At 73.4% G+C, this 12976-nt stretch carries 12 protein-coding genes; 9 read left to right on the top strand and 3 right to left on the bottom strand.

What is annotated here, in order from left to right; translation table 11 throughout:
- Positions 1–152: 152 nt before the first annotated feature.
- A complete protein-coding gene (locus F2B26_RS10290) occupies positions 153–2297 on the bottom strand; it encodes a DEAD/DEAH box helicase (protein WP_235929602.1) in 2145 nt (714 codons plus the stop codon).
- Positions 2298–2817: 520 nt separating this feature from the next.
- On the opposite strand from F2B26_RS10290, the gene chvE reads away from it, so the two are divergent.
- The 3 genes from chvE (at position 2818) to F2B26_RS10275 (ending at position 6134) form a co-directional block, all read left to right on the top strand.
- A complete protein-coding gene (chvE, locus tag F2B26_RS10285; protein ID WP_159808999.1) occupies positions 2818–3930 on the top strand; it encodes a multiple monosaccharide ABC transporter substrate-binding protein in 1113 nt (370 codons plus the stop codon).
- The gene (locus F2B26_RS10280; RefSeq protein ID WP_235929601.1) at positions 3927–5570 is read left to right on the top strand and encodes a methyl-accepting chemotaxis protein; all 1644 of its coding nucleotides are present in this window, start codon (positions 3927–3929) and stop codon (positions 5568–5570) included. Before chvE ends, F2B26_RS10280 begins: the two co-directional genes overlap by 4 nt.
- A 90-nt stretch (positions 5571–5660) precedes the next feature.
- On the top strand, positions 5661–6134 hold the full coding sequence (locus F2B26_RS10275; protein WP_159808997.1) for an iron chaperone: 474 nt from the start codon (positions 5661–5663) through the stop codon (positions 6132–6134).
- On the opposite strand, the gene F2B26_RS10270 is transcribed toward F2B26_RS10275, so the two are convergent.
- Positions 6092–6853 carry an amino acid deaminase gene (locus tag F2B26_RS10270; RefSeq protein ID WP_159808995.1) on the bottom strand — a complete coding sequence of 254 codons (762 nt, stop codon included), beginning with the start codon at positions 6851–6853 and terminating at the stop codon, positions 6092–6094. The two genes, F2B26_RS10275 and F2B26_RS10270, sit on opposite strands and share 43 nt — an antisense overlap.
- A 110-nt stretch (positions 6854–6963) precedes the next feature.
- On the opposite strand from F2B26_RS10270, the gene F2B26_RS10265 reads away from it, so the two are divergent.
- The 6 genes from F2B26_RS10265 to F2B26_RS10240 are packed head-to-tail and all read left to right on the top strand — an operon-like array spanning position 6964 to position 12017.
- On the top strand, positions 6964–7647 hold the full coding sequence (locus F2B26_RS10265) for an HAD family hydrolase (protein ID WP_201292696.1): 684 nt from the start codon (positions 6964–6966) through the stop codon (positions 7645–7647).
- Between the two features lie 60 nt (positions 7648–7707).
- Entirely contained in the window at positions 7708–8679 is a 972-nt protein-coding gene (locus F2B26_RS10260; RefSeq protein ID WP_159808993.1) for a phosphate/phosphite/phosphonate ABC transporter substrate-binding protein, read from the top strand.
- Between the two features lie 3 nt (positions 8680–8682).
- Positions 8683–9507 (top strand): phosphonate ABC transporter ATP-binding protein, encoded by an 825-nt coding sequence (phnC, locus tag F2B26_RS10255; RefSeq protein WP_159808991.1) that lies wholly within the window; start codon positions 8683–8685, stop codon positions 9505–9507.
- On the top strand, positions 9504–10331 hold the full coding sequence (phnE, locus tag F2B26_RS10250; protein ID WP_159808989.1) for a phosphonate ABC transporter, permease protein PhnE: 828 nt from the start codon (positions 9504–9506) through the stop codon (positions 10329–10331). The genes phnC and phnE (F2B26_RS10250) overlap by 4 nt, the downstream gene beginning before the upstream one ends.
- Complete coding sequence (gene phnE, locus F2B26_RS10245) at positions 10328–11179, top strand: phosphonate ABC transporter, permease protein PhnE (RefSeq protein WP_438939192.1); 852 nt, start codon at positions 10328–10330, stop codon at positions 11177–11179. The genes phnE (F2B26_RS10250) and phnE (F2B26_RS10245) overlap by 4 nt, the downstream gene beginning before the upstream one ends.
- The gene (locus F2B26_RS10240; RefSeq protein ID WP_159808987.1) at positions 11160–12017 is read left to right on the top strand and encodes a MurR/RpiR family transcriptional regulator; all 858 of its coding nucleotides are present in this window, start codon (positions 11160–11162) and stop codon (positions 12015–12017) included. The genes phnE (F2B26_RS10245) and F2B26_RS10240 overlap by 20 nt, the downstream gene beginning before the upstream one ends.
- Positions 12018–12247: 230 nt before the next feature.
- Here F2B26_RS10240 and F2B26_RS10235 read toward each other — a convergent pair whose 3' ends face one another.
- Positions 12248–12799 carry a PH domain-containing protein gene (locus tag F2B26_RS10235; RefSeq protein WP_159808985.1) on the bottom strand — a complete coding sequence of 184 codons (552 nt, stop codon included), beginning with the start codon at positions 12797–12799 and terminating at the stop codon, positions 12248–12250.
- Positions 12800–12976 lie beyond the last annotated feature (177 nt).

Genomic DNA, 12976 nt, shown 5'->3' with positions numbered 1-12976 from the left:
GTCCACCGTGCCGCCGCTGCGCCGCCCCGACGTCGCCGCACGCGTCGCGGCCCGCCAGGCGGCCCGTGCGGAGCACGAACGCCTGCACGAGCAGGGTGTGGCGCACAGCCACTGACCGCACCCGCCTCGGAGAGACGGGGCGCTCAGGGACGTCAGCCCAGGCCTTCGGCCGCCAGGGCGTCGGTGAGCAGCCGGGCCAGGGCCTCGAGCCGCACATCGGTGGTCGAGGGGAGGTCCTCGTCGAGCGCACCGTCGAGCGCGCGGGCGGCCAGCCCGGACTTGCTGTCGATGAGTTCGGCGATCGCCGAGTCGATCGTGTGCGCCGCGATCACCCGCCACGCCGTCACCGGCTCGGACTGGCCGATGCGGTGGATGCGGTCGATCGCCTGCGTCTGCTCGGCGTCGGTCCAGGACAGCTCGGCGAGCACGAGGTTCGAGGCCACCTGGAGGTTGAGCCCCACACCCGCGGCCATGAGGGAGCACACCGCGATGGACACCTCGGGGTCGTCGACGAACGCCGTCACGTTCTTCTCGCGCACCTTCGGCGTCTGGTCGCCCCGGATCGAGGCGTACCGGATGCCGCGCTGGGCGAACATCTGCTCGGCGGCGTCCATCACGTCGACGTGCTTGGCGAAGAAGACCACCTTGCCGACGTTGCGTGCCAGCTGCGCGGCGTAGTCGGCGGCGAGCCCGGCCTTGGCCTGGCCGATGCGGCGGACCATGGTGAACACGTTCTCGCCGCCGGTCTGCGCGCTCGACTCCTTGAGCTCGGCCGACGCGACCCGGTGCACCACCTCGTGGTCGATGCCCTCGACTCGTGCGCTCTCGGGGCGGGCCTGGACCGCAGCCTGGTAGCGCTGGACGAGCCGCTGGGCCAGGGCCTGCTCGGACGCCCGGATCGAGCGGCTGGCGGCCTCGTCGAGCTCGACCGGCAGGTCCGCCACCCGGCGGGCCGGGATGTCGGCGACGACGTCGACCTTGCGGCGACGCACGATGCCCATGTCGATGACGGCGTTCCGGGCGGCGGCGTAGAAGCCCAGGTCGGCCGGGGTGAGGCCGGTGTCCTCGAGCGCGGCCATGAGCGAGCCGAGCGGCATCGTGTCGTCGATCCAGCCGAGGAACTGCCAGATCGCGCGGAAGTCCTCGATGTCGTTGATGAGCGGGGTGCCGGTGAGGGCCATCATGAGCGGCCGGCCGGCGCGCTCGCGGATGCGGTCCGAGATCGCCAGCACGTGCTGGGAGCGGTGCGAGCCCTTGTTCTTGATGAAGTGCGCCTCGTCCACGACCATGCCGCGGAAGCCCAGGTCACCGAGCCAGCCGACGTGCCGGTCGAGCAGCTCGTAGTTGACGATGACGACGTCCGCGAACGCGTCCACCTGCTCGCCGTCGCCGTGCACCACGGTGGCCCGACGCAGCGGGGTCCACATGCTCACCTCGTGCGCCCAGTTGGTCTTCACCACGTTGGGCGCCACGACGAGCAGCGGGAAGGCGTTGGCGGCCTGGGCGGCGAGCAGGGCCTGGGCCGTCTTGCCGAGCCCGGGCTCGTCGGCCAGCAGGAACGTGCGGTGGCCGGCGGCGGTGGCCGCCACGACCTGCGCCTGGTGCGGCATGAGCTCGCGACCCTGCGGGGCGTGCACCGGGCGGGTCTCGGGCAGCCGCATGCAGGCCGGCGACCCGTCGGCGGCGTACTCGAAGGACCGGAACAGCGGTTCGAGCAGCTCCCAGCCGGCCAGTCGTCGGGGCCGGGTCGCGACGCGTTCGGCGGCCGCCTCGAAGTCGGGCGCCAGGAACGGGTTGGCGAGCTGGCGGGCGATGACCGAGCGGGGCACCACCTTGGTCTCGGTGCCGGGGGCCGGTGCCGGCGGGGCCACCGGTTCGGGCTCGGGCGGCGGCTCCAGACCACCGGCGCGCATCACGGTGGCCTTGTAGGCGCGGGCCGCGTCCGAGACCTGCGCGTCCTCGGCGAGCAGCCGCAGCAGCGACGTGTCGCGGGCGGCGGTCCGGGCCAGCATCGTGGCGACGCCGTCGAGCCGCTTGAGCTCCTTGCTGCGGTGCGCCTCCGACGTGCCGCCGGCCATCACCCGGGCCCGCTCCTCGCGCACCAGCAGCGCGACGACCTGGAACTTGGTGCGCACCGCCGGACGGGTCGGCGGTCGCTGCACGGTGCTGTCGACCTCGCGTGCGAGCTGGGCGAGCACGGGGATGATCCCCTCCTCGTCCGGACGCGGGGCGCGGCGGCGCGTCGCACCGGCGTCGGGGCGCGCGGCACCGGGCCGACGCTGGCCTGGACGTGCCACATCTCCTCCTTCGCACCATCCGCACCGCATCCGCGGCGCGGCACGACGTGCCGAGGCCACCCGGACCGGGCGGGCGGCTGCCCCATCGGTACCGGGAGCTCCGGCGGGGGTGCCGGGACCGTCTGTCAGGTCGCAGCCCGGCGCCCCGGTTCACCGGCCCCGCACACCCGGTGCACGAGGCACCACGAGGCAGCGCGGTGAACCACCGCAGGGGTGCGGTGCTGGCCCTGCCGACCGCCGGGGGACCTGGAGCGTCCCGCCGGGCGGTTCGGTCGGGTCTGACCGGACCACGATCCCAGGCGAAGTCTCTCACCGTTCCGCATCGCCCGGGTGCGTCGACACGGGGCAGTTCGCCCTCGGCCGGCCTGCCCCGTGGCCCCACTCCGCAACCGACGCCCCGCAAATCATCACATGACCGCGCGGGCCGCCGATGAGGACGGCGGGGGATCGCACCTACGTGCGGGCCCCGGCGCCGGCGAGCCGCTCGCAGGCGCGTCGTCGGCCCAGGGTGAGGGGACCCATGACCAGACGTGTGCTCGACATCGCCGCAGGTCTCCTGCTGGCCACCGCACTGCTCACCGGGTGCGCGGCCGCGACACCGACACCCTCGGGCGCCGCCGCCCAGCTCGTGGGGGTCGCGATGCCGACCACCACCTCGACGCGGTGGGTCGCCGACGGCAAGAACGTGAGCGCCCAGCTCACCGCCCTCGGCCATCGGGTGGACCTGAGGTACGCCCAGGACGACGTGCCGACCCAGGTCGCCCAGGTGCAGGCGATGATCGACGAGGGCGCCGACGCGCTCATCATCGGCGCCGTCGACGGGACGGCGCTCAAGGACGTGCTCGCCCAGGCCGGGAAGCGGCACATCCCCGTGATCTCCTACGACCGGCTCATCCGGGACTCGCCGGACGTGGACTACTACGCCACGTTCGACAACCTGCGGGTCGGCGTGCAGCAGGCCACCTCGTTGCTGCAGGGGCTCGGCGTGCTGGACGCCACGGGCGCCCCGACGGGTGCCCGCGGCCCGTACTCGATCGAGCTGTTCGCCGGGTCGCCCGACGACAACAACGCGACCGTCTTCTACGACGGCGCGATGTCCGTGCTGCGGCCCTACCTCGACTCCGGGGTGCTCGTCGTGCCGTCCGGGCAGACCGACTTCGCCGCCATCGCCACCCAGGCCTGGAGCGGCAAGACCGCCGGCGCCCGGATGCGCACCCTGCTGCCCACCTACTACCAGGGCCCCGGGCGCAGGCTCGACGGCGTGCTGTCCCCGTACGACGGCATCAGCATCGAGCTGCTCGCCGCGGCGGGCGAGATCGGCTACGGCACCGCCGCCCAGCCCTGGCCGGTGGTCACCGGGCAGGACGCCGAGGTCGCCTCGGTGAAGTCGATCATCGCCGGGCAGCAGTACGCCACGGTCTACAAGGACACCCGCCAGCTCGCCGAGGTCGCGGTCTCGATGGTCGAGGCCCTGCTCGGCGGCCGTGAGCCGGAGACCAACGACACGACGTCGTACGACAACGGGGTCAAGGTCGTCCCCTCCTACCTGTTGAGGTCCCAGGTCGTCACGAAGTCGTCGTACCAGGACGTGCTGGTCGCGAGCGGCTACTACACGCAGCAGGAGCTGGGATGAGCGCGACGAGCCGGCAGGACGGGACGACGACCATGACGGCACCGCGGCGCAGGGCGTTCCGCTGGTTCTGGGACCGGCCGGTCGCGGCGAAGACCGGTGCCTCCCTGCTGCTGCTCGCCGTGGTGTTCGGCGTCGTCGGCGGGGCTGCGGCGGTGGCGCTGGTCCGCGCCGGCGAGCACCTGGCGAGCGTGCGCGAGCTCACCGGCGACCTGCAGGGCTCGATGGCCCAGCTGCGCACCGCCCAGGTGCAGAGCAACCTCCTGGTGCACCGGGCGACCGAGGCGCAGGACGCGAGCACCCGCGCGCAGCTCCTGGCCTCCTCGGCCTGGAACGACCGGACGGCGGCGCGGCTCATCGACACCGTGTCGACCTACCCGGAGTCCCGGACCCAGCAGTGGACCGACTTCGTCACCCGGTGGAAGGCGTGGATCGCGTTCCGCGACACGACGCTCGCCCCGTACATCGCCGCCGGTGACGTGCCCGGGCTCGAGGTGGCGCTGCGTTCGTCGGTCGCGGGGGACCCCGACAACGCCGGCCGCGCCCTCGGGCTCGCCGACGGGCAGATCAAGTTCGAGGTGGCCGCGGTGATGGACCGCGCCGAGCGGGAGATCCGGCTCACGGTGATCGCGCTGATCGCCGCGTTCGTGCTCGCGACGGCGTCCGCCGGGGCGTTGGCCACGGTGGTCAACCGGCGCATCACCCGGGGGCTGCGCTCGGTGCAGCAGAGCCTGGAGGCCATGGCGACCGGCGACCTCACCGTCGGCTCCCAGGTGGACAGCGCCGACGAGCTGGGGCAGATGGCCCGGTCGCTGTCGACGGCCCAGACCGCGCTGCGCTCGACCATGGCCGGGGTGGTGGAGACGGCCGGCACGGTGGCCGCCGCCGCCGTCGAGCTGTCGGCGTCCTCGGACACCGTCGCGGCCGGCTCGCACGAGACGAGCGCGCAGGCCGGGGTGGTGGCGGCGTCCTCGGAGCAGGTCTCGCGCAACGTGCAGGCCGTCGCGGCCGGCTCGGAGCAGATGGGGGCCTCGATCCGGGAGATCGCCCAGAACGCGAACGAGGCCGCCAAGGTCGCGCACCACGCCGCCGACGTCGCCGCCGCGACCAACGAGACGGTGACCAAGCTCGGTGCGAGCTCCCAGGAGATCGGTGCCGTGGTCCAGGTCATCACGCAGATCGCGGCGCAGACGAACCTGCTGGCGCTCAACGCGACCATCGAGGCGGCGCGGGCCGGGGAGGCCGGCAAGGGCTTCGCGGTGGTCGCCGGCGAGGTCAAGGAGCTGGCGCAGCAGACCGCGCGGGCCACCGAGGACATCGCCGGGCGGGTCGCGGCGATCCAGGGCGACACGTCCGGCGCGGTGACGGCCATCGGGGAGATCCTCGAGGTCATCGGCCGGATCAACGACTTCCAGACGACCATCGCCTCGGCCGTCGAGGAGCAGACCGCGACCACCCAGGAGATGTCCCGGGGCGTCCAGGAGGCCGCGACCGGATCCGGCGAGATCGCCCGGAACATCACCGGCGTCGCCTCGGCGGCCGATGCGAACGCCCAGGTGCTGGAGCAGATGGGTTCGGCCGTCTCCGAGCTCGCCCGGCTGTCCACCGAGCTGCGCACCCGGGTGGCGACCTTCCGGTACTGATCCCGGCGCGCGGGTGGCGGCGGTTCGCACCTAGCCTGGGCGGCAGTCGTCCGGGCCCGCCGGACGAGCCGTGCTGGGAGGAGTCCCGCGATGACCGAGTCCGGGTCCGACGGGTTCAGCGCCGCCGAGCGCGCCGCGATGAAGGAACGGGCCGCCGAGCTGCGCGCCGAGGGCAAGAAGGGCGCCAAGAAGGCCGACGGGCTGCAGGCGGTGCTCGACGCCATCGCGAAGATGGCGCCCGACGACCGGGCGCTCGCCGAGAGGGTGCACGTCACGGTGACGACCACCGCCCCCGACCTGGCGCCCAAGACCTGGTACGGGATGCCCGCCTACGCCGATGCGAACGGCAAGGTGGTCGTCTTCTTCCAGGACGCCGGCAAGTTCACGTACCGCTACGCCACCCTGGGCTTCCAGGAGTCGGCGAACCTCGACGACGGCGACCTGTGGCCGGTGTCCTACGCGCTGGTCCGCTGGACCCCGCAGGTCGAGGAGACGGTGGTCGGGCTGGTCCGGACCGCGGTTCAGGCGCGCGGGGCGGGGTCGGAGCCGACCACCACGTTGTAGCGCGGCGTCGCGGGCAGCGCCGCGAGCGCGGCCAGCTGCTCCGCGGTGCCCGCGACCGGGAACGTCGTGACCAGCCGGTACCGGCCGTCGACGAGGTGGGCGTAGACCAGGGCCGCACCCGGTGCGCCCGGCGCGCGCCAGACGGTCGTGACGAGCTGTCCGCCGTCCCCGTCGGGGTCGTGGCGGCGGTGCAGCACGTGCTCGGACCTCGACCCGTCGGCCACGGGCATGGCGCACGCCGTCGCTCGGGCGAGCAGGCTGTCGCCGGCCGGGATCGCCCAGGGGTGGAAGTGCTGCGGGGCGTGCCCGAAGGCCTGGGCGAGCTCACCGCGTGTCCACCGGGCCCGTTTGGGGCCGTAGGGCGTGGCGGCCGGTGACAGCAGGTAGCCGTAGGTGTGCACCAGCCCGGCGTTGGCGTGCGGGTAGCGCACCTCGACGCCGGCCTGCGCACCCAGCAGCTCGAGCACGGCGGCGGCGAGCACGGGTCGGCGGGTGTTCTCGTCGATGACGGTGGAGCGGGCCCAGTCGTCGAACAGACCGGTCCGGCGGTCGAGGTCGAGCTGCGCCTGCACGTAGTCGAGCGCGTCGAGCGCGCGCGCCGGGTCCGAGGCGGCCCAGGCGGACACCTGCGCCAGGTGGGCCTCGGCTGCGGACCCCTCGGCCGCGGGCGCCTCGGGCGCTGCGCCGGGGGCCGGCTGCGGGTCGGGGCCGGGGGTCACGCGCCAAGAGTTTACGCAGCGTTCACCCGCGCGCGGCCGATCCGTCCACGTCAGAGCAATAGCGTGGACGCAGCGTCCACGGGGGGCGTCTCCTCAGCGCAAGGCGGCTCGTGAACGACTCCGGCAGCATCGTCCTCTTCGACTTCGACGGCACCGTCGCGACCGGTCCCGGGCCGGTGCTCGCCTACGCCCGGGCGGCTGCGGCGGCGCTTCCCGAGGACGAGGGCGTCCGGCTCGTCCGTCGCGTCACGGCCGACCTGGACCGCCGGCCGCCCGTCGACGGCGTCCTGCCGCTCGACGGGTACGACCTGGTCCGGCTCCTGGCCACCCGTGCCGGGGTCGGAGCGGACGACCTCGACGCCGCCTACCTGGCCAGCCGCGAGCTGCTCGCCGGGCCGCACGCCGCCGTGGTGGCACCCGACGGGCTCGCCGGGCTGCTGCAGGCGCTGCGCTCCCAGGTCCGGGTGGTGCTGGCGACCAACGCGCCGGACATCCGGCTGGCGGCCGCCCTCGACCAGCTCGGGCTGGCCGACGGCTTCGACGAGGTCATCGCCTCGGCCGCCAAACCCGCGATGCTCCCCGCCCTGCTCGACCGGCTCGGCGCCGGCTCCCCGCACACGCAGCGGGTGCTGTCCGTCGGCGACGTCTGGGCCAACGACCTGGCACCCGTGCACGCCTGCGGGCACGCCACCGCCCTGGTCGGCGAGGTCCCCCCGGGGGCTGCGCCGACCTTCCACGCACCGGACCTGCCGTCCCTCTACCCCTCGATCACGGGCTGGGCCCGGTCCGCCTGACCGGCACCCTCGTCCGCACCCGTCCCGCCCCACCTCACCGCACACCCTCGAAGGAAGACCATGAAGAAGTCCACGACGCTCGCCGCCTCGGCCGCGCTGCTCGCCGTCCTGGGGTCGCTCACCGCATGCGGCTCGTCCGCCAGCCCGCAGGCGTCCACCACCCCGCAGAACCCGACCTCCCTCGTGCTGGCCCTCGTGCCGTCGCAGGACCAGTCGGGCCTCGTCGACACCGCCAAGCCGCTCACCGACTACCTGAGCACCAAGCTCGGGATCCCGGTCACCGGTGTGGTCTCCAAGGACTACCAGGCCGCCGTCGAGGCCATGGGTGCAGGTCAGGCCCAGATCGGCTTCCTGCCCTCGCTCCAGCTGTGGCAGGCCAGCGACAAGTACGGGGCCAAGGTCGTGCTGCAGACCGAGCGCAACGGCAACATCAGCTACCCGGCGCAGTTCATGACCAACAACCCGGACAAGTACTGCACCGACAAGCCCGTCGAGCGCGACGGCAAGCTGTTCTGCAACGGCGCCGACGCGCTCAAGGGCCCGGCCGGCCTGGACTCCATCACCAAGGTCAAGGGGGCCAAGGTCGCCGTGCTCGGCCCGGCCTCGCCCGCGGGCTACATCTACCCGGTCCTCGCGCTGCAGGAGGCCGGGATCAACACCGACACCGACATCCAGAAGATCCCGGTGACCGCGAACGACGCCTCCGTGCTGGCCGTCTACAACGGTGACGCCGAGGTCGGCTTCAGCTTCTGGGACGCCCGCGACATCGTCGCCAAGGACACCCCCGACGTCGGCAAGAAGGTCGTCGTCTTCGCCCTCACCGACGAGATCCCCAACGACGGCGTCGCGCTCACCAAGGACCTGCCGCCCGCGCTGCAGGACCAGATCACCCAGGCGCTCGAGGACTACTCCACGTCGCCCGACGGGTCCAAGGTGCTGAAGTCGATCTACTCGATCAGCAAGCTCGCACCGGCCGACCCGGCGTCGCTCGACGTCGTCGCGCGCGCGGCGGCCAAGCTCGGCCTGTCCTAGCCCATGTCCGTCACCTCGAGGGGCGCGGGTGCCGGCACCGTCCGGTCGGCACCCGCGCCGTGGGACATCCGGATGCGCGACGTGCTCGTCCGGTACCCGAACGGTGTGGTCGGTCTCAACGGTGTCGACCTCGACATCGAGGCCGGTCAGATGGTCGCGGTGGTCGGCCTGTCCGGATCGGGCAAGAGCAGCCTCATCCGCACGGTCAACGGGCTGGTCCCGGTGACCTCCGGGACGGTCGAGGTCGGGGCCCAGCGGGTGGACACCGCCCGGGGCCGCGAGCTGCGGGCCCTGCGCGGGCAGATCGGGATGATCTTCCAGAGCTTCAACCTGGCCGGCCGCGCCACCGTGCTGTCCAACGTGCTCGTCGGGCGGCTCACCCACGCCGCGACCTGGCGCACCCTGCTGGGCACCTACACCGAGCAGGACAAGGCCATCGCGTTCGAGGCGCTCGACCGCGTCGGGATCCTCGACAAGGCGTACCAGCGGGCCTCGCACCTGTCCGGCGGGCAGCAGCAGCGGGTCGCCATCGCCCGCGCCCTGGCCCAGACGCCGCACCTCGTGCTGGCCGACGAGCCGGTGGCCAGCCTGGACCCGCCCACCGCGCACGAGGTGATGGGGGACCTGCGGCGCATCAACCAGGAGCTCGGGATCACCGTGGTGGTCAACCTGCACCTGCTGGACCTGGCCCGTGAGTACGGCACCCGGATGATCGGGCTGCGCGCCGGCACGGTCGTCTACGACGGCCCGCCGGCGCAGGCCAGCGACGCGGTGTTCGAGGAGATCTACGGCCGCCCGCTGCGGTCCGGGGACGTGCTGGGCTCATGAGCCAGGTCGTCACCGCCGACGGACGGGTGCTCACCGTCCCGCCCCGGCCCCGAGGGCGGCACCGCACGGTGCTGGCCTGGGTCGCCGTCCTCGCCGTCCTCGCCGTCACCGCGCTCACCATGGCGCCCCGGGTGGGGATCGACGCCGACCTGAGCGCGGTCGCGGGGCACTGGCGCAACGGTGCGTCGAAGATCGTCGCACTGCTCGCGCCCGACTGGGCGTTCTTCCCGCGGACCGTCGAGCCGCTGGTCCAGACGCTCCAGATGGCCGTGATCGCCACGGCCATCGGTGCGGTGGTCTCGTTGCCGCTCAGCCTGTGGGCGGCCCGGCCCACCAACCCCGACCGGTGGAGCCGCGGTGCGCTGCGGGTGCTGCTCAACATCGTGCGTGCGGTGCCCGAGCTGCTCTACGCCGCCGTGCTCGTCGCCATGGTGGGCGTCGGGGCGCTGCCCGGCATCATCGCGCTCGTCCTGTTCGACGTCGGCATCATCGTCAAGCTCGTCTCGGAGCAGATCGAGGCGGCCGACACCGGACCGCTCGAGGCGGCGACCGCGGCCGGCGGCACCCAGCTGCAGGTCAACCGGTCGGTCGCGGTGCCCGACGTGCTGCCCGGGTTCCTCAACCAGACGCTCTACGTGCTCGAGCTCAACGTGCGCGCCTCGGCCGTGCTCGGGCTCGTCGGTGCCGGGGGACTGGGCCTGCTCATCGACGCGGTGCGCTCGTTCTACCGCTACGACCAGCTCTCGCTCATCATCCTGGAGATCCTCGTGGTGGTCGTGGTCATCGACAGCGCGAGCGCCGCGATCCGTCGGAGGCTGGTGTGAGCGCCGCCGCGACCACCATCCCCGGCCGGGTGCGTCCGCCGCTCGCGGTCCCGGCGCGGCCGAGCCGGTGGCGCAGCAGGCTCGCCTCGGCGGTGGTCGTGGCGGTCGTGGTGCTCGCGTTCTGGTCGGTGCAGATCGACTGGGCGCGGCTGTCCCACCTGCCCGCCGACATCGTGCGCTACCTGTGGCTGATGTTCCACGCCCCCACCTGGGCCAAGCTCCCCGAGGCGCTGTTCCAGACCTGGCGGTCCGTCGCGATGGCCTGGGCCGGCACGGTGCTGGCGATCCTCGTCGCGACCCCGCTCAGCTTCGTCGCGGCCCGCGGGTTCGCCCCGGCACCGGTGCGCCTGGCCTTGCGCGGGCTGTTCTCCCTGGTGCGGGCCGTGCCCGAGATCATCACCGCGATCATCATCTTGTCCGTCACCGGGCTGACCCCGCTCACCGGGGCGCTCGCGCTGGCCGTCGGCGGGGTCGGGACCCTCGGCAAGTGGGGTTACGAGTCGATCGAGGGCGTGCCCGGCGGGCCGATCGAGGCCGTGCGCGCCGCCGGCGGCTCCACCAGCCAGGTGATCCGCTGGGGCGTGTGGCCGGCCTCGGCCCCCGAGTTCCTCTCGTTCTGGCTCTACCGGTTCGAGATCAACGTGCGCGCCTCGGCCGTGCTCGGGCTCATCGGCGTCGGCGGCATCGGTGACATGCTCACCTCCTACACCCAGTACCGGGAGTGGCCGACGGTCGGTGTGCTGCTCATCGTCGTGGTCGTCGTCACCATCTCGATCGACGCCGCCTCCGGTGCGCTGCGCCGGCGGATCATGGAAGGAGCCCGCGCCCGTGCCCTCGACGAGCAGTGACGACGCGCCGCCCACCGCCCGGATCGCCACCGCGCTCAACACGATGCAGCCGGCCGAGCGGCGGGTGCTCGAGCTGGTCGCGGCCTCGCCCGACGTGGTCGTGGAGAGCACCGCCCAGCAGGTCGCCGACCGGGTGGGCGTCGGCCGGGCCTCGGTGGTCCGCGCGTGCCAGAGCATCGGCTACCGCGGCTACCCCCAGCTGCGGGTCGCGCTCGCGGCCGAGCTCGCCCGGCACGCCCCGCCGGTCGACTTCGGCCCCAGCGCCCTCGGCCGGATCAAGGCCGACGTGGCGGCCCTCGCCGGTGCGTTGCCGCAGATCACGAGCGTGCTCGACGAGGCCTCCGTCGAACGCGCCGTCGCCGCGCTTACGGGTGCGCGCCGGCTGCTCGTGCTGGCCAACGGGCTCTCGGCGCCGCTGGCCAGCGACATGGCGATGCGCCTGACGGCCGTGGGCCGGGCCGCCGACTCCGTCGCTGACTCGATCGGGCAGCAGATCTCCGCCCGTCAGCTCGGCGCGGACGACGTGGCCGTCATCATCAGCGGCTCGGGGGCCAACGAGGTGAGCCTCAAGGTGGCGCGCGCCGCCGCGCAGGGCGCCGCGACGGTGGTCGCGCTCACCTCGTTCACCGACTCCCCGCTGGTCACGCTCGCCGACGTCGCCCTCGTGGTCGCACCCGCCTCGACCACCTTCCGCACCGAGCTGGAGCACACGTCGCGGATCGCGCTGCTCGTCCTCGTCGAGTCGCTCGTCGAGATCGTCGCGGCCCGCACCGGCGACGAGGCGGTGCGCGCCCAGACCCGGGTGCTCGACGTGCTCAGCGACAACCTGAGCGAATGAGGCGGGTGCGGCTCAGTCGATGACCCCGAAGGCACGAGGGGACGCGAGCGCTGCCGCGATGGTCGACGCCGCAGCCGTGCGCGAGGTCTGGAGGTACCGGGCCAGGCCCCCGACGCTGGTGGAGCCACTCCAGCAGCGCCCGCTTCTCTCGGGCGGGACGACCGGGGTCCCCGAGGTGCGGCTCGGCGCGTCCAGAGCTGACGACGGCTCCGCACGCAGGCCCCGGCCGGCTAGAGGCCGGCGAGCCGCAGGGCGTCCTCCAGGCCGGCCACGTCGCTGACGTCGTAGAAGGCGACCGGTCCGCCCATGTCGAACAGGTCCATCCCCGTGTTGGCGTATCCGAAGCCCCCGGATCGGCCACCCGCTGATCTGCCGAACACGACCGTGAGGTGCTTCCCTCCGCGTGAGCGACGTCGGTGGACGGGCTGGCGTTCTGTCGCCAGCTCCGACAGCGAATCCGCTCCGAGGGTGATCAGTGCCCGCCGGTCCGTCAGGCCGTAGGCGGTGCGACGCTTGCGCCGTGCCTTGAGGACGAAGCGTCCTGCGACGACGTAGAGGCCGATGACGACGAACACGCCACCGAAGAGCAGGAACGGTGCCGGGGCGTCCGAGGTCGCGACAGCGCTCTCCCAGAAGACGGCGAACCCGCACCAGACGAGGCTGAACGGCACGAGGTACAGGTCGCCGGCACTCAGGTGCCGGTGCGGGTCGGGTCTACCCGCCCACAGCAGCACCTCGCCGGGCAGGAGGTAGCGGCGGAGCTGGTCACCGGGGTCGTCCACCCGCACATGATGGCCTGCCGTGCGCCGCCGCCACCCGGAACTCCCGGTTCGCGTCTGCGCGGCTCAGTCCCCGTCGCGCCCCGACCGCAGGCGCTTGGTCGCCGCACGCTGCTTCTTGGCGGCCAGCCGGCGCTCGGTCGAGCCCCGGGTCGGCCGCGTCGGGCGGCGCGCACGTGC

The organism is Cellulomonas citrea, from assembly GCF_009829685.1.
In the GTDB taxonomy this organism is placed as follows: domain Bacteria; phylum Actinomycetota; class Actinomycetes; order Actinomycetales; family Cellulomonadaceae; genus Cellulomonas; species Cellulomonas citrea.
The sequence above is the reverse complement of the archived record's forward strand: the minus strand, read 5'-3'. Positions and strand labels throughout refer to the sequence as shown.